The sequence below is a fragment of the Alteromonas sp. ABH4_454 genome (genome assembly GCF_056311775.1).
Genome location: NZ_CM149972.1, coordinates 736,916 through 763,345, shown reverse-complemented (window position 1 = coordinate 763,345; position 26,430 = coordinate 736,916). Strand labels below are relative to the sequence as shown.

Annotated in this window: 23 protein-coding genes and 1 pseudogene; 17 read left to right on the top strand and 7 right to left on the bottom strand. The window is 43.3% G+C overall.

Features of this window, described 5'->3' with window-relative positions; all coding sequences use genetic code 11:
* Nucleotides 1–2 precede the first annotated feature (2 nt).
* The 8 genes from atpH (at nucleotide 3) to ACYX4W_RS03320 (ending at nucleotide 7,633) form a co-directional block, all read left to right on the top strand.
* A complete protein-coding gene (gene atpH / locus ACYX4W_RS03355) occupies nucleotides 3–536 on the top strand; it encodes a F0F1 ATP synthase subunit delta (protein WP_025257159.1) in 534 nt (177 codons plus the stop codon).
* 13 nt (nucleotides 537–549) lie between these two features.
* Nucleotides 550–2,091: a F0F1 ATP synthase subunit alpha gene (gene atpA, locus ACYX4W_RS03350; RefSeq protein WP_269917847.1), complete on the top strand. Its 1,542-nt coding sequence runs from the start codon at nucleotides 550–552 to the stop codon at nucleotides 2,089–2,091.
* 58 nt (nucleotides 2,092–2,149) lie between these two features.
* Nucleotides 2,150–3,010, top strand: a complete 861-nt coding sequence (atpG, locus tag ACYX4W_RS03345) for a F0F1 ATP synthase subunit gamma (protein ID WP_012520217.1) — start codon at nucleotides 2,150–2,152, stop codon at nucleotides 3,008–3,010.
* A gap of 33 nt (nucleotides 3,011–3,043) precedes the next feature.
* On the top strand, nucleotides 3,044–4,429 hold the full coding sequence (gene atpD, locus ACYX4W_RS03340; protein WP_012520216.1) for a F0F1 ATP synthase subunit beta: 1,386 nt from the start codon (nucleotides 3,044–3,046) through the stop codon (nucleotides 4,427–4,429).
* Nucleotides 4,430–4,489: 60 nt separating this feature from the next.
* Nucleotides 4,490–4,903 carry a F0F1 ATP synthase subunit epsilon gene (locus ACYX4W_RS03335; RefSeq protein ID WP_476074681.1) on the top strand — a complete coding sequence of 138 codons (414 nt, stop codon included), beginning with the start codon at nucleotides 4,490–4,492 and terminating at the stop codon, nucleotides 4,901–4,903.
* A gap of 214 nt (nucleotides 4,904–5,117) precedes the next feature.
* Entirely contained in the window at nucleotides 5,118–6,068 is a 951-nt protein-coding gene (locus tag ACYX4W_RS03330) for a hypothetical protein (protein WP_474803358.1), read from the top strand.
* Nucleotides 6,069–6,148: 80 nt separating this feature from the next.
* Nucleotides 6,149–6,955: a hypothetical protein gene (locus ACYX4W_RS03325; protein ID WP_476074680.1), complete on the top strand. Its 807-nt coding sequence runs from the start codon at nucleotides 6,149–6,151 to the stop codon at nucleotides 6,953–6,955.
* A 78-nt stretch (nucleotides 6,956–7,033) separates the two neighbouring features.
* Complete coding sequence (locus tag ACYX4W_RS03320) at nucleotides 7,034–7,633, top strand: glutathione S-transferase family protein (protein WP_476055391.1); 600 nt, start codon at nucleotides 7,034–7,036, stop codon at nucleotides 7,631–7,633.
* A 23-nt stretch (nucleotides 7,634–7,656) separates the two neighbouring features.
* Here the strand turns inward: ACYX4W_RS03320 and ACYX4W_RS03315 are convergent, their stop codons facing one another.
* On the bottom strand, nucleotides 7,657–8,238 hold the full coding sequence (locus ACYX4W_RS03315) for a tRNA-uridine aminocarboxypropyltransferase (RefSeq protein WP_476074679.1): 582 nt from the start codon (nucleotides 8,236–8,238) through the stop codon (nucleotides 7,657–7,659).
* A gap of 98 nt (nucleotides 8,239–8,336) precedes the next feature.
* Here ACYX4W_RS03315 and ACYX4W_RS03310 point away from each other — a divergent pair, with 98 nt between their 5' ends.
* The 3 genes from ACYX4W_RS03310 to ACYX4W_RS03300 all read left to right on the top strand — a co-directional run bounded on the left by ACYX4W_RS03310 (nucleotide 8,337) and on the right by ACYX4W_RS03300 (nucleotide 10,965).
* Nucleotides 8,337–8,675 carry an MGMT family protein gene (locus tag ACYX4W_RS03310; protein WP_476074678.1) on the top strand — a complete coding sequence of 113 codons (339 nt, stop codon included), beginning with the start codon at nucleotides 8,337–8,339 and terminating at the stop codon, nucleotides 8,673–8,675.
* A 71-nt stretch (nucleotides 8,676–8,746) separates the two neighbouring features.
* The gene (locus ACYX4W_RS03305) at nucleotides 8,747–9,943 is read left to right on the top strand and encodes an HD-GYP domain-containing protein (protein ID WP_476074677.1); all 1,197 of its coding nucleotides are present in this window, start codon (nucleotides 8,747–8,749) and stop codon (nucleotides 9,941–9,943) included.
* 380 nt (nucleotides 9,944–10,323) lie between these two features.
* The gene (locus tag ACYX4W_RS03300; RefSeq protein ID WP_334059806.1) at nucleotides 10,324–10,965 is read left to right on the top strand and encodes a YiaD family glycine zipper/OmpA-like lipoprotein; all 642 of its coding nucleotides are present in this window, start codon (nucleotides 10,324–10,326) and stop codon (nucleotides 10,963–10,965) included.
* Between the two features lie 37 nt (nucleotides 10,966–11,002).
* On the opposite strand, the gene ACYX4W_RS03295 is transcribed toward ACYX4W_RS03300, so the two are convergent.
* The 4 genes from ACYX4W_RS03295 to ACYX4W_RS03280 all read right to left on the bottom strand — a co-directional run bounded on the left by ACYX4W_RS03295 (nucleotide 11,003) and on the right by ACYX4W_RS03280 (nucleotide 15,817).
* Entirely contained in the window at nucleotides 11,003–11,494 is a 492-nt protein-coding gene (locus tag ACYX4W_RS03295; protein WP_476074676.1) for a nuclear transport factor 2 family protein, read from the bottom strand.
* A 370-nt stretch (nucleotides 11,495–11,864) separates the two neighbouring features.
* Nucleotides 11,865–12,866 carry a LacI family DNA-binding transcriptional regulator gene (locus tag ACYX4W_RS03290; RefSeq protein WP_476074675.1) on the bottom strand — a complete coding sequence of 334 codons (1,002 nt, stop codon included), beginning with the start codon at nucleotides 12,864–12,866 and terminating at the stop codon, nucleotides 11,865–11,867.
* Between the two features lie 45 nt (nucleotides 12,867–12,911).
* A complete protein-coding gene (locus ACYX4W_RS03285; RefSeq protein ID WP_476074674.1) occupies nucleotides 12,912–14,462 on the bottom strand; it encodes an MFS transporter in 1,551 nt (516 codons plus the stop codon).
* 17 nt (nucleotides 14,463–14,479) lie between these two features.
* On the bottom strand, nucleotides 14,480–15,817 hold the full coding sequence (locus ACYX4W_RS03280) for a GH1 family beta-glucosidase (RefSeq protein ID WP_476074673.1): 1,338 nt from the start codon (nucleotides 15,815–15,817) through the stop codon (nucleotides 14,480–14,482).
* A gap of 523 nt (nucleotides 15,818–16,340) precedes the next feature.
* Between ACYX4W_RS03280 and ACYX4W_RS03275 the strand changes: the two genes are divergently transcribed.
* From ACYX4W_RS03275 to ACYX4W_RS03265, 3 genes are all read left to right on the top strand, one after another.
* Nucleotides 16,341–19,271, top strand: a complete 2,931-nt coding sequence (locus ACYX4W_RS03275; protein ID WP_476075440.1) for a TonB-dependent receptor — start codon at nucleotides 16,341–16,343, stop codon at nucleotides 19,269–19,271.
* Between the two features lie 142 nt (nucleotides 19,272–19,413).
* Complete coding sequence (locus ACYX4W_RS03270; protein ID WP_476074672.1) at nucleotides 19,414–21,084, top strand: tryptophan halogenase family protein; 1,671 nt, start codon at nucleotides 19,414–19,416, stop codon at nucleotides 21,082–21,084.
* On the top strand, nucleotides 21,062–22,567 hold the full coding sequence (locus tag ACYX4W_RS03265) for a tryptophan halogenase family protein (protein ID WP_476074671.1): 1,506 nt from the start codon (nucleotides 21,062–21,064) through the stop codon (nucleotides 22,565–22,567). Before ACYX4W_RS03270 ends, ACYX4W_RS03265 begins: the two co-directional genes overlap by 23 nt.
* 146 nt (nucleotides 22,568–22,713) lie before the next feature.
* On the opposite strand, the pseudogene ACYX4W_RS03260 reads toward ACYX4W_RS03265, so the two are convergent.
* Nucleotides 22,714–23,578: pseudogene (locus ACYX4W_RS03260) on the bottom strand (YicC/YloC family endoribonuclease).
* 300 nt (nucleotides 23,579–23,878) lie between these two features.
* Here ACYX4W_RS03260 and rph point away from each other — a divergent pair.
* The 3 genes from rph to tusA are packed head-to-tail and all read left to right on the top strand — an operon-like array spanning nucleotide 23,879 to nucleotide 25,541.
* Nucleotides 23,879–24,592 carry a ribonuclease PH gene (rph, locus tag ACYX4W_RS03255; protein WP_025257195.1) on the top strand — a complete coding sequence of 238 codons (714 nt, stop codon included), beginning with the start codon at nucleotides 23,879–23,881 and terminating at the stop codon, nucleotides 24,590–24,592.
* A 57-nt stretch (nucleotides 24,593–24,649) separates the two neighbouring features.
* Entirely contained in the window at nucleotides 24,650–25,291 is a 642-nt protein-coding gene (gene pyrE, locus ACYX4W_RS03250) for an orotate phosphoribosyltransferase (protein WP_476074670.1), read from the top strand.
* A complete protein-coding gene (tusA, locus tag ACYX4W_RS03245) occupies nucleotides 25,281–25,541 on the top strand; it encodes a sulfurtransferase TusA (RefSeq protein ID WP_476074669.1) in 261 nt (86 codons plus the stop codon). Before pyrE ends, tusA begins: the two co-directional genes overlap by 11 nt.
* Nucleotides 25,542–25,593: 52 nt before the next feature.
* Here the strand turns inward: tusA and ACYX4W_RS03240 are convergent, their stop codons facing one another.
* Nucleotides 25,594–26,397, bottom strand: coding sequence for a DUF1206 domain-containing protein (locus ACYX4W_RS03240; protein WP_476074668.1), 804 nt, complete (start codon nucleotides 26,395–26,397; stop codon nucleotides 25,594–25,596).
* Nucleotides 26,398–26,430 lie beyond the last annotated feature (33 nt).

Below are 26,430 nucleotides of genomic sequence, written 5' to 3'. Positions count from 1 at the left end.
CCATGTCTGAATTGACTACTGTTGCTCGTCCTTATGCTAAAGCTGCTTTCGATTTTGCTGTCGAGAAAAATGCCGTTGCAAAATGGCAAGAAATGCTCACCTTCGCAGGTGAAGTAGCAGTAAATGAAGATATGCACCAGTTACTAACTGGTGCTATCGCCGCTGATACGCTAGCCGACATTTTTAATAATGTGTGTGGTGAGCAACTCGACGAACACGGTCAAAACCTAGTAAAGGTTTTGGCTGAGAATAAACGTTTAGCCGCGTTGCCTGAAATTTCTACTTTGTTTGATGCGTTTAAAGCGGATTACGACAAAGAAGTAGAAGTGGACGTAACCTCAGCATCTACGCTGACTGATGCCCAAACAAATGAATTGGTAGCATCTTTGGAAAAACGTTTGGCACGTAAAGTGAAGCTTAATTGTAACGTGGACCCTGCCCTGATCGCTGGAATGGTAATAAATGCCGGTGATACAGTAATTGATGGTTCCGTAAAGTCGAAATTGAACCGTCTAGCAGACGCGTTGCAAGCATAACGGGGATAAGAGCATGCAACTTAATTCCACTGAAATTGCTGAACTGATCAAGAAAAGAATTGAACAGTTCAATGTAAGCAGTGAAGCACGTAATGAAGGTACTATCGTCGCAGTAACTGACGGTATTATCCGCATTCATGGCCTTGCAGATGTAATGCAGGGTGAAATGATTGAGCTTCCTGGAAGCCGTTACGCAATTGCACTAAACCTTGAGCGAGACTCTGTAGGTGCAGTTGTTATGGGTCCTTATGCGGACCTTAAAGAAGGCGATAAAGTACAATCTACTGGCCGTATTCTTGAAGTACCAGTAGGTAACGCACTACTAGGTCGTGTTGTAAACACACTAGGTGAGCCTATCGATGGTAAAGGCGCAATTGATGCTGCTGGTTTCGAGCCAGTTGAAAAAATTGCACCTGGCGTAATTGAACGTCAATCAGTAGACCAGCCTGTACAAACTGGTTATAAGTCAGTTGATGCCATGATCCCAGTAGGTCGTGGTCAGCGTGAGCTTATCATCGGTGACCGTCAGTGTGGTAAAACAGCAATGGCTGTTGACGCTATCATCAACCAAAAAGGTACAGGCATTAAATGTGTGTACGTAGCGGTTGGTCAGAAAGCGTCTACTATCGCTAACGTGGTACGTAAACTAGAAGAGCACGGTGCCCTTGACCACACTATCGTGGTTGCAGCATCTGCTTCTGAGTCTGCAGCGCTTCAATACCTAGCGCCTTACTCTGGTTGTACTATGGGTGAATACTTCCGTGACCGCGGTGAAGATGCGCTAATCGTATATGATGATTTGTCTAAGCAAGCTGTTGCTTACCGTCAAATCTCACTACTACTTAAGCGTCCACCAGGCCGTGAAGCATACCCAGGTGACGTATTCTACCTTCACTCACGTCTACTAGAACGTGCTGCACGTGTAAACGAGCAATACGTTGAGCGTTACACTAACGGCGAAGTGAAAGGTAAGACAGGTTCATTGACTGCGCTTCCTATTATCGAAACGCAAGCTGGTGACGTATCTGCATTCGTACCAACTAACGTAATCTCAATTACCGATGGTCAGATCTTCTTAGAAACTGACTTGTTTAACGCAGGTATCCGTCCAGCGGTTAACGCTGGTATCTCGGTATCTCGTGTTGGTGGTGCTGCACAGACTAAAATCATCAAGAAATTGGGCGGCGGTATCCGTCTAGCCCTTGCTCAGTATCGTGAACTTGCGGCGTTCTCGCAGTTTGCTTCTGACCTTGATGATGCAACTCGTGAGCAACTTGAGCACGGTGAGCGCGTAACTGAGCTAATGAAGCAGAAGCAGTACGCTCCACTATCAATTGCTAACATGGGTGTATCTCTGTTCGCGGTAGAAAAAGGTTTCCTTAAGGGTATCGAGCTTAACAAGATCCTAGATTTTGAAGCCGCTCTTCACTCTTACATGAACAGCGAACACGCTGACCTTATGAAGACTATCAACGAATCAGGTAACTACAACGACGAGATTGCCTCTAAGTTGAACGACGCTTTAACAAACTTTAAAGCGACACAAACTTGGTAATCAATGGTGCTGGTGTTTAACCACCAGCGCAATTCGTTGAGTAATCGGAGAGATAGTCATGGCCAGCGGTAAAGAAATAAAAGGTAAGATTGGGAGTATCAAAAATACTCAGAAGATTACCAGTGCGATGGAAATGGTTGCTGCGTCTAAAATGAAAAAGGCGCAGGAACGTATGGCTTCTGGCCGTCCATATGCACAAAATATGCTTAAAGTGATTGGTCACATTGCAAACGGTAACCTTGAATATCGCCATCCATATTTGGAAGAGCGTGAAGTCAAGCGCGTCGGTTACATTGTGATTTCCACTGACCGAGGCTTATGTGGTGGCTTGAACACCAATGAATTTAAGCTCGTCACCCAAGATGTCAAAAAATGGCGTGAACAGGGTGTAGAAGTGGATTTCGCTGCATTAGGTTCTAAAGCGTGCAGTTTCTTCAACCGCTTTGGTGGCAAGTTGCTTGCTGCTGAATCTGGTTTAGGTGACAAGCCGTCTGTGAGCGATGTAGTGGGTGTTGTACGCGTTATGCTTAAAGCGTACGACGAAGGACAAATTGACCGAGTATTCTTGGTATTCAATGACTTCGTTAACACCATGACACAGAAACCTGTGATCAATCAGTTATTGCCTTTGCCAAAGTCAGAAGACGAAGAATATCAACATCGTTGGGACTACATCTACGAGCCAGATCCAAAAGAAATTTTGGAAGCACTAATGGTTCGTTACATTGAGTCTCAGGTGTATCAGGGTGTTGTAGAAAACGCGGCGTCAGAACAAGCTGCGCGAATGGTTGCCATGAAGGCAGCAACCGACAACGCCGGTAACCTTATTGATGAGTTACAACTGGTATATAACAAAGCGCGTCAGGCTGCAATCACACAAGAAATCAGTGAGATTGTTAGCGGTGCCGCAGCGGTGTAGGCAAAGGTTTAAAAGAGATAACGAGGACAAATTATGAGTCAAGGTAAGGTCGTCCAAATCATTGGCGCCGTTGTGGACATTGAGTTTCCACAAGATGCGGTACCAAGAGTTTATGACGCACTACGAGTTACCGAAGGTGACTTGTCAGGTCTAACCCTGGAAGTGCAACAGCAATTAGGTGGCGGTGTTGTTCGTGGCATCGCACTAGGTACTACTGACGGACTAAAACGTGGTCTTACAGTAGAAAATACCGGTAACCCAATCATGGTTCCAGTTGGTACGAAGACACTAGGTCGTATCATGGACGTATTGGGTAACCCAATCGACGAAGCAGGCCCAATTGGTGAAGAAGAGCGTATGTCTATTCACCGTGAAGCGCCTAGCTACGAAGATCAGTCTAGCTCGGTAGAACTACTAGAAACTGGTATCAAAGTAATCGACTTGGTTTGTCCATTCGCTAAGGGTGGTAAAGTTGGTCTATTCGGTGGTGCGGGTGTAGGTAAAACCGTAAACATGATGGAACTTATCCGTAACATCGCAATCGAGCACAGCGGTTTCTCAGTATTCGCAGGTGTTGGTGAGCGTACTCGTGAGGGTAACGATTTCTATCACGAAATGAACGATTCAAACGTACTTGATAAAGTATCGCTTGTATACGGTCAGATGAACGAGCCACCGGGTAACCGTCTACGTGTTGCACTTACCGGTCTAACTATGGCTGAGAAGTTCCGTGATGAAGGTCGTGACGTTCTATTCTTCGTAGACAACATCTATCGTTATACACTAGCAGGTACTGAAGTATCAGCACTTCTAGGTCGTATGCCATCTGCGGTAGGTTATCAGCCTACTCTTGCAGAAGAAATGGGTGTACTTCAGGAACGTATTACGTCAACGAAGACTGGCTCAATCACGTCAATCCAAGCGGTATACGTACCTGCGGATGACTTGACTGACCCATCTCCAGCGACAACCTTTGCTCACTTGGATGCAACGGTAGTACTTTCTCGTGATATCGCCTCTCTTGGTATCTACCCTGCGGTAGACCCACTAGATTCAACGTCTCGTCAGCTAGACCCACTAGTAATCGGTCAAGAGCACTACGACGTAGCACGTGGCGTACAGACTGTTCTTCAGCGTTATAAAGAGCTGAAAGACATCATCGCGATCCTAGGTATGGACGAACTATCTGAAGAAGACAAGCAAGTAGTATCACGTGCTCGTAAGATTCAGCGTTTCCTATCTCAGCCGTTCTTCGTAGCAGAAGTATTTACTGGTGCACCTGGTAAGTATGTTTCTCTAAAAGACACAATCAGTGGTTTTAAAGGTATTCTAGACGGTGAGTATGATCACCTTCCAGAGCAGGCCTTCTACATGGTTGGTTCTATCGAAGAAGCGCTAGAGAAAGCCAAGAAAGCATAATAGCGGGGCTAGCATTAGCTAGCCTAGCATCATGCTAACGTACCTAATCAGGAGGTTCACATGGCAATGACAGTACATTTGGACGTAGTAAGCGCGGAGGAAGCGATTTTCTCAGGACGCGTTGAATCGATTCAGGTGACAGGTAGCGAAGGTGAATTGGGTATTAACCCAGGTCACGCGCCACTTATCTCTGCTATTAAACCTGGTATGGTGCGTTTGGTTAAACAGCACGGTGAAGAAGAAGTAATTTATGTTGCTGGTGGTGTACTAGAAGTACAGCCTAACAACATTACCGTACTGGCTGATACCGCGGTTCGAGCTGAAGATCTTGACGAGCAGGCAGCACAAGAAGCCAAACGACGTGCAGAAGAGCACATCGCCAACCCAGGCGCTGACTTTAACTATGCGGAAGCAGCTCACGAGCTTGCAGAAGCAATTGCACAACTTCGCCTTATTCAGAAGTTACGCAAGTAAAAAGCACAGCTTTGAAAAAACCCGCCAACTGGCGGGTTTTTTATTGTCGAACGAAAAGTAAACGTTCACATTCTCTTACGTTTATTTATATTGCTTACGATGACTTTAACGCTTATGGTTGAGGTGTTATCTATAGCCCATGGGAATGCTTCTTTCGAGTTTATTAAATTAATTGAAAGTAAGAAGAACTACCTTTAAATAATTATCATAAATAATGAAACTAAATCCATATTCAAATGCGCACAACGGTGTATTTATAGGATTATATCCATTCTTATTGGTTGTCGTTCTTCTAGTTTTACACTACTTCAGTGGTGCTTTAGCGCTGGACAATAACGGAAGTGTTCGCGAGCAGAGAGACTTTAACTCAGCAATTGGTATGACTTTGCTATCTGGGTATTTTTGGTTTTGTTTACAACTAAATCATAAAAATGTACTAAGCACATTAATCTCGATGTTGGTAAAAACAAATCAGCTGAGTCATTTGAGCCAGCATAGGCAAAAACTTGTCACAAAATTCCAGCTACATACTATAAATAGCCTTATTACTGCTGTTTTTACGACCGTAATGTACGTAATTTTAGAAAACCTGCTTTTTTCCGAGGTAAAGTTGTATCAATACGTGATTACAGGATGTGCGGTACTTTTTTGGTTTTTGTTTTTTCTCTTTTTAATTCAGTCTACGTCAAACGTAAGCTATTTAAAAAAGCACGTACTAAGTCAAACTGAAAACTATATTGACTATTTAAATTCTATCTCCTCTCTAGCTCGTTTATCCTTGATTAACGCGACTTTATCCATTGGGGCTTTTTCTCTTTTCCCTATCTTTTGGCTTAATAAAAACGTTCCTTTTTTTGATATTGCTATGACGTTATTTTTTTTATGTATTATAGCGTTTTACCTATTTTATCCTGTTTTAAAGTTACACTCTCAGTGGTTTAACGGTAAAAATAAAAAGCGCGAACAGCTTAATAAACTAGCGAACAACGAGAAGTCTTCAGAAAAGCTAGTGCAATGCGAGCAAGACTTAGAAAGGATAGATTCACTGTCGATGAACCTATTCGGACTTAAAGACAAAATGAGACTTGTTGCTTGCTTACTCTTAATAGCTATATCTTGGGGTATGGTTTTAATTTTCTCCCACAGCTTCAAAGGGCACATATAACAGCCTGCACTTAATTTCTTCTTATGAATAAAGCTAATTTACTAGAAAACCTAACGTATCCCGTAATACTTGTAACCTCCATGATCGTACTACACACTATTGGTGGCACAATACTGTTAGATATCGCCTCTCTGGATGCACAAAGAGACTTTAATACGGCAATAGGAACCTCACTACTTAGTGGTGCGTTTCTTTTATCTATTAGAGTCATCCAAAAAAGTGTGGCCAAGCATCTTTTGCTTATCCTTGATGTAACTAAACAACGTCATTATTTTTGGCTACATAGAAAAGCTTTGTCGGAGCAATTTAAAAAACACCTGATTTGGTCAGTGTCCTTAGGTTTTATAATGCCTATTTTGTACATGGTAACTGAAGGACTGATCTCAAGAATTAACGAGAAAGAAGTCTTTATCGTTGCAATGGGAGCAATACCTTTCTGGTTACTCATGTCCCTATATATTTTCCAAATAACGACAGTTAACCGGCATCTAAGGACATTTCTTAATACTGAAGGTATGGAGCTTATCGTCAAAATAAAGATGTATAAAAGTGTAATAACCGTTGCCGCTATCACTATAGCCACAACATTATTGGTGTTCTTAATAATGCCAGTATTTTGGATAAATTTATCGGTTCATCTGTTCGATATGGTTTTTATATCTTCATTATGCCTGTTTTTAGCAATCCTACTAGTTTCGCCGTTAATCAATTATTATCGTAGATTAAGTATGACAAAGCGGTTACTAGCGACTGATTTAGATAGACGGGTAGAGTGCCTAATCAAAGAAAGCGTGACGTCAGAAAGAAGCAAAGAAATAGAATATTTACTTAGTATGAAAGAAAAATACTGCAATTCTAATTTTACTGTGTGTATATATAAAGGTTAATGTAGCTAAGTGAATCGATGAGCTTAAGCTGAAACGCTTGCATGATGCCTTCTACCTAACTGTATTGAGATTACCACTGTGCGAATATACGGCGATAAACGTTCTGGAAACTGCTACAAACTTGAATTGCTTCTTTCTTTGTTAGGCAAAACCTGTGAATGGGTTAATGTTGATATAATGAAGGGAGAGACCAGAGCGCCGTCATTTCTTGAAAAAACGCCTAACGGTAAAATTCCCATACTTGAACTCGATGACGGAAGGGTGTTGTCAGAGTCAAACGCTATCATGCATTACCTTGCTTCTAATACGCCCTACGTTCCCTCTTCCCCCTATCACTTTGCGCAACTGCTACAGTGGCAGTTCTTCGAACAGTACAGCCACGAACCGTACATTGCCGTTGCCCGCTACATCAATATCTATTTAGGGTTGCCTGATGACAGAAAAGCGGAATATGAGTCTAAGCAAGCGGGTGGATACCGAGCGCTTGAGGTAATGGAACATCAACTTAACAACACACCCTATTTGATAGGCGATACCATTAGCTTAGCTGATATATCACTGTTTGCTTATACCCATGTAGCTCATGAAGGCGGCTTCGACTTGTCGGCATACCCTGCTATTCGCCATTGGATAAGTTTAATTAAAGGGCACAAAGGCTTTGTACCTATGAACACTTAGATAGTCCTGTGACCCTCTCAGCGTTAGATTTGTCTTCTATGGGACATTGGCCCTTGCCAATGCTTTTGTAAGGCGCATTGAGCTTTGTGAAGTGCAGATACGTCGGTTTTGTCTAAACAGCTTATCGCATAGGCTGTCGCTTCGAGTGTAGAGAGCGCGTGCTCTAATTTTGTGTGACGAATTGCATAATTAGACGCTGGCGCCGATGAAAAGTGAAATGAAGGCAAAGTAGCAAGCCATGGGTTTTGCTTAACTATGCCGAATGCCTGTTTCCAGCTCCCGTCTATTAACAGCAAGGTAGACAGTTTATTTAATCTTTCTCGAGCAGTACTTTCTATTGGCATACTGGTATCACTGGGATATATGAGCGCTGTATGTTCTAGAGAGCACTCGTTGGGCAAGCTACCCATAGCTTGCGCATCATTTGTAAGAACAATACGACTTGTTGGAATACACAAAGAAACTAGTCTTGCTGTATTTTTCGCATGATACGCTTCTTTTTCATGCTGGATAATGATGATATTTAACGACGTATCCACCGTGTTAATATGGGCGCAGATACACGTTGCTTCGGGGTATCCACATTTTTCACAATAAAGGCGCATTACCTTATTTCTCTACCTTTTTTTACAATGTTAACTGCGTTCATTTATCGCAATCACCTATTAAACAGCGCAACTTACCAGATAGGATAATATACAACATGGCAGGTGAAGCCGTACAATCTAGAGTAGAAAAAACGCTTTCTTACGTACCATCAGGACATGTAATTAGTTACGGACAACTAGCTGATTTATGTGGGTTACCTGGCAGAGCAAGAATGATGGGGAAATGTTTAAGAGAGATAAACATAGACTGTAACTGGCATAGAGTATTACGTAGTGACGGAAAAATCGCTTTTCCTGCTGGTTCGGAAAAAGCAGAGGAGCAACGTCAACGTTTAACTGCGGAAGGTGTAGTAGTTAAAAATTTCCGAGCCAATATGAGTAAATTCGCATGGAAGCCAGATTTACACACTATACTGTTAGAGCTAGAGTATTAGTTCCATAGAAAGTTTAGTAAATGCTCTGTAGCAACGTAATAGCATTTGGAAAATAGTGTTGTACATTTAGAATGATTAAAAAGATTACGATAGATCAGCTAATACCGGGTATGTTTGTTCATCAGATATTAGAGCAAAAAGGTACTTTAACGGTTAAAAGCCAAGGGCGCGTTATATCAAATGATGTCGTTAATGTACTGAAGAAGCAAGGCGTAAAAACGTTAGCTATCGATACTGAGAAAGCATTTGATCCTAGTAATAATTCAACTTCTTCTACGGACAATAGTAAGCCGAATAATTCGAATAAGGCTGAAAAAGCCGAAAAAGTCTCCCTTGAAAATGAGTTAACCAGGGCATCTAAACTTCACGAACAAGGCAAAGCGATTCAAAAGCTTTTGCTTGCTAGTGTTCAAAAGGAAACGCCTTTTGATGCAAGTATTCCAAAAGCATTTTCGAGTAAACTGGTGGAGTCAGTTGATAGAAATCCTGATGCGCTGCTTTGCTTAACTAAAATTCGCGAGAAAGACGACTACTTGCTAGAGCACTCCCTTAACGTTGCTGTTCTTTTGGCGAACTTTGGCAAATTTTTAGGTATGTCAGAAGAAGAGGTTCAAGACCTTTCATACGCGGGTTTTTTGCATGATTTAGGCAAGATAAAAATTCCAGATGAAATACTTCATAAGCCAGGTCGCTTAACAGATAGCGAAATGGATATTATGAAGGGGCATGTAAAACACGGCGTAGACTATCTAAAAGAGACAGACATAGCGCAACCGCTTATTCAGGCAATTAGTGAACACCATGAACGTTTAGACGGCCTAGGCTACCCTGCTGGAACAAAAGGCAATGATATAAGTAAAGCAGGACGCATGTTGGCTATTGCAGATATGTACGATGCGTTGACTGCGGATAGGGTTTACAAAGCAGGTATGTCTAGCCAAAGAGCATTCTCTATCCTAATGAATGATGCTCCCACCCGACTTGATAAGTCGCTTGTACAGCAATTTATAAAATGCTTAGGGGTTTACCCTGTAGGTAGCCTAGTTTTACTGTCTAATGAAAGGCTAGCTATGGTACTGGAACAGAAAGGTTCACCTCTTACGCCATTAGTAAAGGTTTTCTATTCCGTCCGTAACAGTCATTATTTAACACCGAAAGATATTGACCTATCTATAGATAAAACCGTAAACATCACTAAGTCTGTTATCGCTTCAGACTACAAAATAGATGTAAATGCGTTCTTCGAGCGTTCAGTTTCGGTTGGTTAAAACGTTACTTATTGGCAACACAGTGTAGAGTTTACACTGTGTTACTCTACTTCTTTTCTCTTCTTCTGTAAAAATAAACGCACCCGTTTAGCTTGGGTTCAGCATGTTTCGTTTAGAATTTAGCGAGATTAGTTAATCATGATAACAAGGGCTAGACGTTTATCACTGATCTAACAGCAATAATTTTTTAAATTTAAAAATGTAGATAGTAGTATCAACACCCTGCTAACTATATCGCAAATAATGAGTGGAACGTTAATTGCAAACCTTAAGTATAAAGTTAAGTAATTAACAACGTTTTTATATAAAGCTCATTGAGAGTGGTAAAGGACATCTGACGCTTCTCAAAGCTGAGCTTTCAATTGAAAAAAGAGGAAGTTATGAAAAAGACTCTTGCTGTAAGTTTGATTGCTGCATCACTAACGGTGGCTGGTTGTGCAACAGACCCTAATAATACGCAAAAAGGTGCTGCTATTGGCGCTGTAGTTGGCGCATTACTTGGTAAAGCTACTGGCGACAACGATAAAAGTCGCTATGCCTGGGGCGCTGCGGTAGGCGCTATCGCAGGTGGTGCAATAGGTAATTACATGGACAAACAGGAAGAAGAACTTCGAAGCGAGCTTTCTGATACTGGTGTTCAGGTGGTACGTGAGGGCGATAATCTGCGATTAATCATGCCAGGTGATATTACTTTTGCAACAGATAGCTCAAGCATTAGTCCTAACTTTAACCCAGTACTTCAAGATGTTGCGAAAGTTGTGAACAATTATGAGAAAACCGTATTGATGATTAAAGGTCACACTGACGATACGGGGTCAGAACAGTACAACCAGTCTTTATCTGAGCGTCGTGCAGGTGCGGTTAAAAACTTACTGATTAACTATTCAGTTAATCCAACACGTATTACAACAGTAGGTATGGGTGAATACTCGCCAAAAGTGCCTAACAACAGTGCGGCAAACCGTTCTATGAACCGTCGCGTTGAGATGGAAATTCAGCCGCTTACCCAATCTAATACCTAATGACCAGTAAGTGAACTAAAGATCCAAAAGCCCCGTTTTAATGCGGGGCTTTTTCGTTGTCCATTGTTTTAATTTGCTCTGCAACGCTGTCAGCTATTGAATTAGGAATGGGTATAGCTAGATGGTATTGTGTTAGCTTCCAATCCTCCCCAATTTTTATCAGAACGCCAGTCCCTCTTGTTTCGCCTAAACTTTTATTATCCAGCAACTCGTCGAACCAAGCTGTATTTTGGTCTGGCGAAAAATAGATGTGCCTATCTCTAGGGTGATATGTCCATCCAGTGCCTTTATCGAAATGGGGTTTCGCATAGGCTTTAAATGTTTCTTTATCCCAAACTTCCGACGCGTCAGTACCAATGAAAATAGCGTTTTTATGATACAAGCTGAAATACGCTTCAAAGTTAGCAACAGACGCATTGTGATGCAGCGCATCAAGGGTTCGGTTCACAGTGGCCTCGGCAGTATTGGCACTGACCTTCGTTCCTACCCCTAAACAAAACAATAAAAAAGCTAACAATAGATACTTCATAATTTTTCCCCAAAAACTTTCCGCGGTATGCTGATAATTTAACGTGGCTACATCTGAAGTAAACTTCTATTTTTCGATAGCCTGACGCCTATGCGACTTATTTGTCATTTAACTTAAAGGTAAGTGTAGATTGGGATTCAGCTCGTTAAATTAGAAGGTGTAAATGTGCTTCAAATTACAGGGGGGGTACATAGTTCAAAGGCGTGCGATATTTATAAACGATGCTAACGTTTTGCCATGTTCCACATGGAACACGCTCTTTACGCTATTTTCCCAAACCATATGGGCTACAGTTCAGATTGCTTCCACTTACGATATATAAATAGATTTTCCTCTGTAATACTGCAGCTGCTAAGGTTCACAAATTATCTTAGCCATCATACTTCATAGTAGATTCACGCAGTATAAGCGTGGGCTCAAAGCTCAATTGAACGTCGTTAGCTTGCCCATAAACTTTGTTTAAAATGTATTTTGCTGACATCTCGGCCATTTTAGCAACGGGGTTACTTACCGTCGTTAGTCGTGGGAAAACATGATGCGCGAAAACGACGTCATCGAAACCAACAATTGATAGGTCGTGAGGAAGACTCATGCCCAAATCTCTTGCGCAACTTATTGCTCCTGATGCCATCCAATCGTTAGCACATACTAATGCGGTAAATGGTAAGTCGCGAGCCATAAGTTCCAATAACCCAAGCTTTCCGTCTTCCTCAGTATAATTGCCTTCAAAAATGAGTTCGGAGTTGGCTGAAACCCCAGCTTCAGACAGCGCACGATTGTGCCCTTCCAAACGCAGTTTGGCGTCACGCTTTTCTATTGGACCTGATATATACGCAATGTTTTTATGGCCTAATTCGAGTAAGTGGCGGGTGGCAAGGTATCCCCCTTTTTCATTATCCAGCGTAGTGCACGCTTCAGAGAGCCCCTCGACTTGCCTGTTAACTAAAGCAATAGGAAGTTTGGACTGATTAAGTTCTAATAAGTATTCATCTGAGAGCGCCTCGGCGTGCATGATAAGTGCGTCGCAATTACGGCTTATTAAGAATTCGACCGCATCTTTTTCGGTTTCTAAGCAGTTTCGCCCTACAGTAATGATGACGTGCTTATCTGCAGCGCGTAACGTTGATTCTACTGCCTGCATCAAGTCGCCGAAAAAAGGAGCATTTAGTTCAGGTACAAGCACACCAATGCTGTCTGTTCGGCTATTAGCCAAAGAGCGGGCGACGGAATTTGGACGGTAGTTTAATTCTTCTACCGCTTTTTCCACCCGTTCTCGCAACACCTTATTTACCGAGGCTTTTCCGTTTAAAACGCGGGATACGGTAGATAAAGAAACACCTGCGCGCTCGGCAACTTGGTAAATGGTAGGCACGTGTAAAAACCTCGTTTATTAAAACAATCACTTAACGTTTTTGTATTATGCCGTTATCGGCGGTTGTTCGCTACGACGAGTAAGTAAAGCTTTAGTGACTTCTCGCTGTTTTTCGTCATTTAAAGGATACAAACAGATAAGTGCTGCTCCAGCGAAGCCGAATAATGCAGGTATCCAACTCATCAATGACTTCATACCAGGAAGAGATTGCTCGATAGTATTTACATCAAGCCCGTTGTAACCGTAGCTACCTAGCACTAATAGTACTAAAGCACCTGCAAAGCCGCCCCCGGTCTTTTGGACAAAAGAGCCCGCTGAATAAACCAAACCTGTCGCTCTACGTCCGGTTTTATACTCACTATAGTCCGCGGAGTCGCCTAGCATAGAGAAAAATAAGGTGGGTAAAATAGCTGCAAAAAATTCGGCACTGCAGCCAAGGATAAATATTCCACTCACATTACCTTGGGGCACAAAGTAAATGCCACAGGTGAGTAAGCTACTCGCTAATAGCGCGACTATAAAAAGCTTCTTTCGGCCGATTATTGAAGATAGCTTTGCCGTAGCAAGCGCACCAAAAATAGATACTACCAGAAGAGCAATAAAGAAGTACCCTGTGAGTAGCTCATTTCCCATATAATACTTAAAGTAATACGCAATAACGCCGTACTTGATACCGTTAAACATCATGGTTAAAAAACCCATTCCCAACAGTATCAACCAAGGTTTGTTTGACAGTAAATCGATAATATCCTGCTGTGAGCGAGTGTTCTCAGATTCTGAGCGACGAGTTAGCTGTTTAATTGCGATAGAGGTAAATACCATAACCGCAATAAAAATCACGCCAGTTAATATATCGCGGTAATAGAAAAAGGCTGTTATCGATGAAAGTGGAATCAAAATTAGTGGCAGCTGTTTAGCTAAATCAGAAAGTTCAGATGATAAAGGGCGAGAGCATTGAGGTGATTTTTGTATGGACACACGCTCTTTTGTTGTGAATACGGTAATGCACATCAACGCAACCAACAAGGCAGCAAATAGCCACATCGTATACTGATAGCCAGTTGCATCGTTACCTTTTCCTAACCAATCTACTAGCATGGGTAAGCAGCCCATAACTACTAAACCACCTAAAAAAGCGCCAGCAAAGCGAAATCCAGATAGACTTGTTCGTTCCCTATCGTCGGTAGTCATTACTCCCATTAGCGCTGAGTACGGCACATTATTAACTGTATACGCCAGTGTAAGTCCGATGTAGGTAAGGTAGGCATAAACAAGCTTTCCAGAGTAAGAAAGTTCTGGCGTAGTAAAACAAAGGATCATAAAAAGGCCGAGAAATGGCGTAGAGCCTAGTATCCATGGCCGAAACTTCCCCATTTTGGTTTGCGTCCTGTCAGCAATCATCCCCATAATGATATCGGTAACACCGTCTGAAAGACGAACCACGAGGAACAACATGGCAGCGGCGGCCGCAGTAATACCAAAGGTATCGGTATAGAATACTGCAAGGTAGGCGAGCGCGCCTCGCCATACTAAGTTAGCAGCAGCATCTCCCATGCCATAACCTATTTTTTCTTTTATCGTCAGTTTATGGTCCATCGTTTTTTCCAATATTACTATGTTCGACTTGCTAGCAAAGTTTTGTAAGCATTGGCGCTAAGTTTTGGTGTGCGCTTCTGGGTCTCAAAATCAACGTAAACTAGGCCAAATCGTTTTTCATAACCCTCTGCCCATTCAAAGTTATCCATTAGGCTCCATGCGAAGTAACCACTTACTTTCACTCCGTCAGTAACTGCCATATGGACCATATTTAAATGCTCATGGTAATACTTAACACGGTCGACATCGTTAACCTCGCCATTTATTAATTTATCTGCCATAGCAGCGCCGTTCTCAGTAATGAAAATAGGTGGCAGCGTGTACCTTTCATTCAATGACATAAGCAAATCATAAAGCGCTTTTGGATAGATCTCCCACCCAATATCGGTTAGCGGCCCTTGGTGAGGGTGTTCGAAAAATAATGCGTTTTTTTCCTTCGGCGCTGAATAGTGTAAACGCGTGTAGAAGTTAACGCCTAAGAAGTCGATAGGCTGGCAAATAATATCCAAATCCCCTGCTTTTATCGGTGGTCTGTCTGCTTCGTCTAGTTCAAATAAGACTTCCGGATAGTTACCCTCCATTACTGGCTGCATATACCACTGATTAATATATTCATCAGCTTTGCGGGTGGCTAATAAGTCTTCTGATTTTTGTGTGGCGGGGTAGCATGGTGTGAAATTCAATACTATACCGGCTTCACTGTTTGGAACGTTTTGTCGAAGTGTTTTAATACCTAAACCATGAGCCAGTAAAATGTGGTGAGCTGCAGTGCGCCCATTCTTCGTTCCTGTTCTACCCGGTGCATGTACGCCAATTTCATACCCGAGATAAGCGCTACAGAATGGTTCATTGAAGGTGGCGTAAGAAAAAACATTTTCACCCAGAGCTCGGGAAATTTTATCTACATAGTTTTGGAACTCATAAGCCGTCTGTCTGTATAGCCATCCGCCTTTGTCTTCTAAATATTGCGGCAGATCCCAATGATAAAGTGTTACGAATGGCTTAATGCCCTTCTCGTTTAGGGCATCAATTAATGTTTTGTAGAAGGCTACGCCTCTAGGGTTTAACTCACCGTTTTGCGTCATAACGCGAGGCCAAGAAATAGAGAAGCGGTAAGCATCTACATTAAGGTCTAACAGAATCTCGAAATCTTCTCTCCAACGCGCAATATGGTCACAGGCCACGTCGCCATTTGAATGATCGGCGATGGCAGAAGGACGTTCACAAAATTTATCCCATATACACTCTAAGCGATTTTCTACATCACCTTCAATTTGGAAGCTTGAAGTAGCGGTTCCATAAAGAAATGATTGCTTTAACAAAGGACTGTCAGCGGGTAGAGAAATACTGTGCATAATAGATAACCTCTTTTCTTCCCGTGCAAGGGCCATATTGCGCAGGAAAGCAGTAAGATGAATTTTTAATAGAGGTGAGTTATAGCACAAATAAAAAACAATTAGAAAGCGCTTTCTCAATAAAATGTCATTTTTTAGTTAACAGAGTTAGGAGTGGTCACTTATCTGACATGTATAAAAAATAGTGAAGGAAAGGTAATTCATTGTTTTATATTATTGATTATTCATGATTTTTTGTTTTTTTGCTATTGCTTGTCAGTTTGAAGAAATACACTCTCTGTGAAATTGTTGTAAAAAATGTGTTGATCTAATTCTTTTGTTGAATTAATGTTCGGAAAGCGCTTTCTTATTGAGGGTTTTTCATCCGGTTTTTGAGAAAGCCCTTTCTAAAAGCGCTAAAGGTTCAAACACACTTATATAACAGATGAAAGAGAGAGCGATCGTGACACATAAAACACCACACAAAAGTAAAATCGCAACAAGCTTGTCATTAATACTAGGAACCGCATTAAGCAGTGGCGTTATGTCACCGGTCGCCGCACAAGAAGCAGAAAAAGATATCGAAGTCATTCAGGTATCCGGTATCAGAAGCAGTGTACAAGAGTCGATGGGAATAAAACGTGATTCGTCGGGCGTTGTCGATGCGATCTCAGCGGAAGACATCGGCAAGTTTCCAGATACTAACTTAGCTGAATCCCTTCAGCGCATAACAGGTATTTCTATTAGCAGAAATAATGGTGAAGGTAGCCAAGTCACCGCTCGTGGTTTTGGCCCTGATTTCAACATGGTCACTTTAAATGGAAGAACCATGCCCGGCTCTGCTTTACCTGGAGGCGGCGGTACACCAAATTCTCGTGCGTTCGATTTTTCTGACCTTGCTTCTGAAAGTGTACGGGCTGTGGAAGTGTATAAAACCGGCAGAGCTAGTATTGCCACGGGAGGAATAGGTGCAACGGTTAACATTCGGACTGCTCGCCCATTCGATGCAGCAGACAACGGTATAACTGCTAGTGTTGGTGCTAAAGCCTTGCACGATACAACAAATCGCGTGGGCGATGACGTTACGCCAGAACTGTCAGGGTTTATTAACTATCTAAACGACGATAATACATTTGGTGTCACATTTACGGGCTCTTTCCAGCAGCGCGACAGTGCAGCACAAGGTGCATTTGTTAATCAATGGAGAGTAAATCCTTTCGATGGAACTGTTCCTCAATCTCCAGACCCAGCGAACCCAGACAGCGGTGACCCTGTTGTATTAAATAATGCGCCAGCTATGGGACAACTGTTTGCTATTCCTTCTGACCTTCGTTATTACATGGCAGACCGAGAGCGTGAGAGAACCAATGCACAGCTAACGTTCCAATTTGCACCCTCAGAGAAAATGACGGCTACGCTTGATTATACTTATTCGAAACAAGATCTTTATGAAGCGCGTGCTGAACAGTCTATTTGGATGGACGATAGGTATTTCGCTGAGCTAACTTTCGATGATGAAGCGGTTAAAACACCAATATTAATTTCACAAGAGCGCCGGGATTTGCTTCCCCGTGATTTAGGCTTAGCGCTACAAGAACTTAACCAAGTAAATGAAAATAAATCGATTGGCCTAAACCTTGAGTACTTCGTTAATGATGACTTTACTCTGGTTTTTGATCTTCATAACTCGTCAGCTGAAGGCCGCCCAGATGCCCCTTATGGAACGTGGACAAACTTAGGTCTAGGTGCGAATGTGGTTAAAGGACAAGGCGTCGACTTTAGCGGTGATTTTCCTGTTATGTTTGTCGATTTTGACGATGCAGCGCGGGATAACTTGAATGGCAACGGCGTGTTAGATCAAGATGACGTAGGCACGTCAATTTTGGATATGAACTTTTCATCGCAAGATACTGAAATTACCCAAGCCCGTCTTGATGGGTCTTACGTAATGGATACTGGAAGTATTAACTTCGGTATAGAGTCGCGCTCTATGGAAAGTACGTCGCTTCAATCGCTAACGCGCCACACCATGGGTAATTGGGGTATAGAAAACCCTGGTGAATTACCTTCGGGCTTGCTAACCCCTCTTGATTTAGCAAGCGAATTTGATGACTTCAATACCGATGGTATGTTTTCTCAAGGTTTTACTGGGAGTGTAGCTGAGATTGGTGCATTTGCAGCGCAGCAGTATGGATTTGATTTAGTTGCTAACAACCCGTTTGCTACCAACAGAACTATTGAAGAAGATATTACCGCCGTCTACTTCGAGCTAGATTTGTCGGGCGAGTTAAACGGAATGGAGTATAACCTGCTTACTGGTGTTCGCTACGAAAATACCGATGTTACTTCAATTGCAAATATTAGTTTGCCCAGCGGTATAGCATGGGAAGGAAATAATGATTTCAATGTACGCTTCGGTAGTGAAATGGAAGACGTTGAAGTGGAAGCTAGCTATGACCATGTGCTTCCTGCGTTAGACTTCGATATTGAAGTGATTGAAAATGTCATTGCTCGATTCTCTTACAGCAAAACAATCGCGCGCCCTACCTATAACAATCTAAGTGCTGCTGCGTCAGTGTCGCCACAAAGTGGACCTACCTTGCTTACCGATAGTATTACTGCAACGGCGAGTTCTGGTAACCCATCTTTGATACCGCTTGAGTCTGATAATTTAGACCTATCCGTTGAGTACTATTTTGATGAAACAAGCTATGTATCTGTGGGCTTTTACGACAAGCGAGTTAAGAACTTCATAGGTAATGAACAAGTTGAAGAGAACGTATTTGGCCTAAGAGATGTGACAAATGGCCCTCGCGCAGAAGCTGCGCGTGCAGAGTTAGAAGCCCGTGGAATACCGGTAAACGATACGTCTCTCTTTAATATGGTTGCTGCTATAGAAAACGGTATTGAATACGACTCTTTAACCGATGAACAATTTGAGCAGCAGTTCGATATTTTACCGAACAGCGATGACCCTCTCATCACTTTTATAAACTCAAAGCCAGTGAACAACAAAGCCGCAAATATCTATGGCTTTGAAGTAGCTGCGCAACACTTCTTTGGCGACAGTGGTTTTGGAGTGTTAGCGAACTACACGTCTGTTAAAGGTGATATCGGGTTTGACAATGAAGCGGCCCCCTCTATTACTCAGTTCGCGCTAGTGGGATTAAGCGACACTGCAAACCTAGTGTTAATGTACGAGAAAGACGCGCTGCAAGCTCGTATTGCATACAACTGGCGTGACAAGTTCTTAGACACGACGTCTCAGTATATTAATGAGCCGGGCTATACCGAAGCCTATTCACAAATTGATTTGAGTATCTCTTACGATATAACCGAAGATTTAACAGTGGCCTTCGAAGGTATCAATATTACTGAAGAAAATATTCGCCGACATGGGCGTACCAGCGCAATGCTTTGGAACTTAGACGAGTTTGGTGCAAGGTATGCGCTAAGTGCTAGATATACATTCTAAAAATTGGGGTGTGTTTGCCCGCTATAGCGCTTAGGGTTGCGCTTTAGCGGGCTTTTTTGTCATAGTGCTGTTTGAATAGTATACAAACAGCTTCGGCACGTGACAGAAACTGAGCTTTTCAAGATAGCGTGGTTATCGTCTTATGAGTAATTCACAAAACCAATGCGGCCTACATCGGGTCGTCATTGTTGGAGGTGGTACTGCAGGGTGGCTTGCTGCTGGCGTTCTTGCAGCGAAGCTTAGCGCAAAACACTCGGTTACCCTTGTTGAATCTCCTACTATCTCATCCATCGGCGTTGGTGAAGGTTCATGGCCGTCACTTCGCGATACTCTTTTAGATATTGGCATTAATGAATCTGAGTTTTTGACCCTATGCCAAGGTGCTTTTAAGCAAGGCTCTAGTTTTGTGAATTGGCGTAAAGGCGGACACCGCTATCACCACCCATTCACTATCCCAACGGGCTACAACGAACTTGATATTCATGCTTGTTGGCAAGCTTTTGCGCCCGACATGCCATACGAAGACGCTTTTTCGCTACAATCGACAATGTGTGCAGCAGGCAAGGCGCCCAAACAAATTGCCACGCCTGACTATGCCCATGTGCTTAACTACGGTTACCACTTTGACGCTGCAAAGCTCGCTGATTTATTGAAAAAGCACTGTGTAGACAAGCTGAACGTTGAACACGTTATAGGCCATATTGCTTCGCTCACTTCACATCCAAATGGCGATATTGAAAAAGTAGTAACAGAATGTGGGCGAGAGGTGTTTGGCGATTTGTTTATCGATTGTTCGGGAAGCAGCGGTTTGCTTATTGATAAGCATTTCAAAGTTCCGTGGGTACCCGTTAAGCACGCTATGCTTAACGATAGAGCCATAGCCTTGCAAGTGCCTTACACAGAAAATGATAACGAAATAAAAAGTACCACTGTGGCTACTGCACAAACCTGCGGGTGGACGTGGGATATTGCATTGCAGCATCGGCGAGGTACCGGTCTGGTTTATTCTTCCCAATTCACAAATGAAGAACAGGCAAAGCGGGTCCTTATTGACTATGTTTGTGAACGTTATCCTGGTGCAAAAGAGCACGAACTTGCTTTTCGCACACTCTCTTTTGAGCCGGGCTACAGGTCAAAGTTCTGGGTAAAAAACTGTGTAAGTTTAGGTATGTCTTCGGGTTTTGTTGAGCCGCTAGAAGCATCAGCTATTGCCATGGTTGAGCTTGGCTTACGTATGCTCTGTGAGGCGTTTCCGCATAATAAAGAGCACATGGAAATAGTCAGTAAGCGCTACAACACGCGCTTTGAATACCGCTGGCAGCGAGTCATCGACTTTTTGAAGCTACATTATGTGCTTAGCGATAGAGAAGAGCCTTATTGGGTAGCACAAAGAAGTGATGCTTCAATTCCTGACTCACTTGCTGAGCTGCTTAAACTGTGGAAGTATCAAAGTCCTTCACGCTTAGATCTTATCGAAAACGAAGAGATTTTTCCCTCTGCCAGTTACCAATATGTGATGTACGGGATGGGCTTTACTACGTTTGGGCCGCCACTAGGTTTAAACGAAAAAGATAAGCGTAAAGCACTGCATCTTAGTGAAACGTTGCAACAGACTAAAAAAAACTATTTGCAGGGGCTACCGACTAATAATGCGCTGCTCAAAGATATCGCAAAGCGCTATTACAATGAGCAGAAGCATCTTCACTCGCATACTCAACGTCAGGACAATGGCCACACTTGCGCTACAAATTTAAATAACAATACCTCTTCAGATAAAAAGGACACTTCATATGACCGGATCGGGTTTAGATAGCAGTAACAATCAAACGCCCGTTAAGAACGTTGTTATTGCAGGTGGCGGTACTGCAGGATGGATGGCGGCCACGGCGTTGTCCCGGCTTTTGGGTAAGTCGATAAAGGTTACCCTAGTCGAATCAAAAGATATTGGTATTGTGGGCGTTGGCGAAGCCACTATTCCGCCGATTAGAACATTTCATAAGTTGCTAGGTATAGACGAAAAAGCCTTTATGCGCGCTACCCAAGCCACGTTCAAATTGGGTATAGAGTTTGAAAACTGGCGTGAACAGGGTCACAGCTATATCCACTCGTTTGGCATTACCGGAAGAGAGTGCTGGGCAGGCGAGTTTCACCACTTTTGGCTGAGGGCTAAAGAATATGGTTTCGGCGGTGAATTTGGTGATTATTGCCCTGAACTGATTGCCGCTAAGCAGAATAAATTTGCTACATCAGAAGCTATGCCGCTTAACTTTGCCTATCACTTCGATGCCGTCGCCTACGGTCGATTTTTAAAATCGTTAGCTTGCGAAGCCGGGGTGACGCATCAGGAAGGAGACATAGAAAAGGTCGTTGTTTGCCCGCAATCAGGCAACATCCAGTCCCTACAATTAGCAAGCGGTGAAGTGATAAATGGTGACTTCTTTATCGACTGTACGGGTTTTAAAGGGCTGCTTATTGAGCAAGCGCTTCATACTGGATACGACGATTGGCAGCACTATTTATTTTGTGATAGAGCAGTTGCCATGCAAACAGAGCTTACTGCCCCACCTGTGCCATACACCAAAAGCGTGGCACATCAAGCGGGCTGGCGCTGGCAAATTCCACTTCAAGAGCGAATGGGTAACGGATTGGTATTTTGTAGCCGCTTTATGAACGATGAGGACGCCATTAATACACTCAAATCGCAGGTGACAGGTGCGCCAATTAATGAGCCGAGAGTCATTCGCTTTACGCCTGGTAAACGTAGGCGTGGTTGGAATAAAAACTGCGTTGCGTTAGGGCTATCCAGTGGTTTTATTGAGCCTTTAGAGTCGACCAGTATTCATCTTATCATGACAGGCCTTATACGCTTAATGCGTTTATTCCCTTTTGATGGCATCACCCAAAGCGCAATCGATGAATACAACAACAAGTTTGATAGCGAAATGTCGGCCATACTCGATTTTATTGTTATGCATTACAAGGTGACACAGCGTGAGGACAGCCCTTTTTGGCAGCAGTGTCAGCGCATGGATATTCCGCCGTCACTCAAACACAAATTAGCTTTGTTTGCCGAGTCTGGCCGCGTGTTTTTAGACGACGGAGACATTTTTCGTGTCGATTCCTGGACGCAAGTATTGATGGGCCAAGGTATGACGCCCAAGCAATATCACCGCGTTGCCGATGAAATGAGTGAACAGTCGCTTAAGCAGTTTATGGCAGGGTTAAAGCAGCAGGTGGAAAACCTTGTAGCTAAACTCCCCTCGCACGAGGCCTTCTTAACACTGTATTTGAAATGAATTATTAGGAGCGTTGGTTGTTGGCGACAGGTCGCGTGTTAACGCTGACTCAAGCAGTTTGTAACCGAACCCCCTGCAAAAGACCAAATCCAGCTAGAAAGCTTGGTTTGGTCCTATTTATTGAATGAATTTGACTTTGCTTTTAACTACTCAATATTCTGGATCTGCTCGCGCATCTGCTCAATCAACACCTTAAGTTCAACGGCTGATTGTGTGATGTCAGTACTGATAGACTTTGAACCTAACGTGTTCGATTCGCGGTTAAACTCCTGCATCATGAAATCTAAACGGCGACCCACTGCCCCACCCTTTTTAAGGATATTGCGCGTTTCTTTAACGTGGGCGTTTAGGCGATCTAGTTCTTCGGCAACATCCACTTTTTGCGCAAGCATAATCATTTCTTGTTCAAAACGGCCTGCATCAAGCTCTACCTTTGCTTCTTCAAAGCGGGTTTGCACTTTTTCTCGTTGCCACACCATGATTTCAGGCATACGCGCGGCGACTTTCTCCGCTTCAACTTCAATGGCGTCTAGGCGCTGCGTGATCATACCTTTAAGGGCTTCGCCTTCTGTAGCGCGAGCACTGATGAAGTCGTTTAACGCTTGATCGAACGCTGCCATTACGTCGCCGTGAATGGTATCCATATCAGTTTCTTCAGCAGCAATTACGCCAGGCCAGCGCAAAACATCAAGCGGGTTAACGCCGGTAGACTGACCATGTGACTGCACCCAGTCGGCAGCGTGAAGCACTTGTTTAGCCAGTTCTTCGTTTAGGCTTAACTTGGTTACAGCAGCATCGTTAGCAGTAAAACGAAGTGCACATTCAACTTTGCCTCGCGCCAGCTTTTTACGAAAACGCTCGCGCAAAACTGGCTCTAACGAGCGGAACTGTTCCGGTAGGCGAAAATAGGTTTCTAAAAAGCGTTGGTTTACCGAGCGTATTTCCCATACGGTCTGAGCCCCACTCTTTTTTCGTTTCTACGCGTGCAAACGCTGTCATGCTGTAAATCATAAATGTCCTTTAAATTTAACTGAAAGCCTGCAAAAACAACCCGAACGTCGTGTTGTATACGTGAATTTCTACAGCAGGTTTTCTTGTATTTTGTATATTAGCGCACATTTAGGTAATTCAATAAGCAAACATGTAAAGTTCGTTTTTATCGGTCACGGGTAATGCGTTATACTTATGCACAATTTCGTAGCTACATCGAATTTACAGGGTTTGACCGCGAATTGAGCTTTCTATTCCCATATCGCACGAAAAACCTGTAAAGCGCTACCTTTTTTAAGCATTTACGTTGTGGAGAACACTATGCGTCCAAGCGGCAGAACCGCCAGTCAAATTCGCCCTGTTACTATTACTCGCCAGTACACTTGCCATGCAGAAGGCTCTGTTTTAGTAGAGTTTGGCAACACTAAGGTGTTGTGTAATGCGACGGTGGAAGAAGGTGTACCACGCTTTATGAAAGGCCAAGGTAAAGGTTGGGTTACCGCAGAGTACAGCATGCTTCCACGTGCAACCCATACGCGTAGCGGTCGTGAAGCGGCCCGTGGTAAGCAAGGTGGTCGTACGCTAGAGATTCAACGTCTAATTGCGCGCTCACTTCGCGCGGCGATTGATTTAAAACTTCTTGGTGAAAACACCATTACGTTAGACTGCGACGTTATTCAAGCCGATGGCGGTACGCGCACGGCCTCTATTACTGGTGCATGTGTTGCTCTTGTTGATGCGCTTACCTATATGCGTGCAAAAGGCATTATCAAAACTAACCCGCTTAAGCACATGATTGCTGCACTTTCGGTGGGCATTTATGAAGGTACGCCAATCGCTGATCTTGAGTACACTGAAGACTCTGAAGCTGAAACAGACATGAACATAGTGATGACCGAAACCGGTAAACTGATTGAAGTTCAAGGTACTGCTGAGGGTGAACCCTTCTCGTTTGAAGAGCTTGATGAATTATTGAAAATTGGTAAGCACGGCTTACGCGAATTATTCGATATTCAAAAAGCGGCGCTTGCGTAAGCGAGGCAATTAAGCGTATTTAACGCCTACGTATTAGTTAGTAATTAAGAGGTCATCATGAAAGCGTTTCAGCGTGATTTTATCGAGTTTGCCATTGAACGTGGCGTACTAAAATTTGGCGAATTTACTTTAAAGTCTGGCCGCGTTAGCCCTTACTTTTTTAATGCCGGCTTGTTTAATCGCGGCGGCGATTTGGCCAAGCTAGGGCGTTTTTACGCTGATGCGCTAATGGATGCAGGCGTGGAATTCGATGTACTGTTTGGTCCAGCGTATAAAGGCATTCCCATTGCGACGACTACCGCCGTAGCACTGGCCGATAGCCACAACCTTGACGTACCTTATTGCTTCAACCGTAAAGAAGCAAAGACCCACGGTGAAGGCGGCAATTTAGTTGGCAGCCCACTAGAAGGCAAGGTTATGCTGGTGGATGACGTGATCACCGCGGGTACCGCTATTCGTGAATCGATGACATTAATTGAACAGCAGCAGGCAAGTTTGTCTGGCGTATTGATCGCATTAGACAGACAAGAACGCGGTAATGGTGAACTGTCAGCTATTCAAGAAGTAGAACGTGATTTTGGTACTCAAGTTATTTCTATTGTAACGCTGACTGATGTGGTGGCCTACCTGACTGAGAAAGGTGGTTTTGATAATGAAATCAGCGCTATCAACACCTACCGTGAAAACTATGGCATCTGATTTTGATAGCGCCTTTGGTGCAGCAAGTCAGCATTTAGATGCATTGGGCTTACGTTGCCCTGAACCAGTGATGATGGTGCGTTTAAATATTCGTAAGCTGGCCGACGGGGAAACCTTATCGATCACGGCTGACGACCCGTCAACGGCAAGAGATATTCCTAGCTTTTGCCGCTTTATGGACCATACGTTGGTAGCGTCTCAAACAGAGACCTTGCCTTACCAATATGTTATTAAAAAAGGGCGCGCTTAAGCGCCCTTTTATCATTCAAATTTAGGCTCTTAGCGCCTTCCATTTAAATTTCCTACTCTACCTTTCTGTACTTCGCTTCTAGCGCACAATAAAGGCCGAACATAACAAAGCCTGCGCCTACTGCGGCAATGAGATAAGGGCCGAAGGGCTGCTTCATCAAGGTTTCTAGTGCTTTTTGTAACCCTCCTGCTTGGGATGGGTTACTTAATATGGCGGCAAGGATAAAAAAGCCACCTACTAAGGAATAAACGACCCCTCTTGCGGTATACCCTAGGCGACCGGTTACTTTCACACTCTTTCTAATGCGCTGATTTAAAGCGTGTAGTGAAAATTTCTTTAGAAAGTCAGCAGTGTAAGCATGTTTGAACTGCACAACGGCAAATATGATGATGCAAAGCCCGATCGCGGCTACAAGCCACAGTCCCCACTCGTATTGCATTAGAAATTCACTCACTTTCTTTCCGTTCCCTTGCGATGATGAGCTACTTTGTATTTCTAATAAGGTTTTACCTCCCGCGTAAGCTGCAACAAAATAGAACGCGCCTGATATAAAGAAGAACAGCTTATTTATGATGTGAATGAACCAGCTGTCGTCGTCAGATCTGTCGGTAATAAAAATTTGAAGCCAACGCCAACAGGCATAGCATGCTAAGCCAAGAACTAGAATGCCTAATAAGATCTGCCCGAGTGGTTGCTCTTTAAGTGTAAGAAAGACATTGGACTGAGAGGCTTTTTCACGGTTAAGCGCAGTAAATACAGATGTAAGAATGAAGACACCAAGCATAACGTACATGACTGTCTTGGCGCTATACCCCGCTCTAGCGGTTATCTCTTTCCATTTAGACGAAGGTTCCACGGTGTCCTCTCATAGCTTAATTGCAAAATAAAA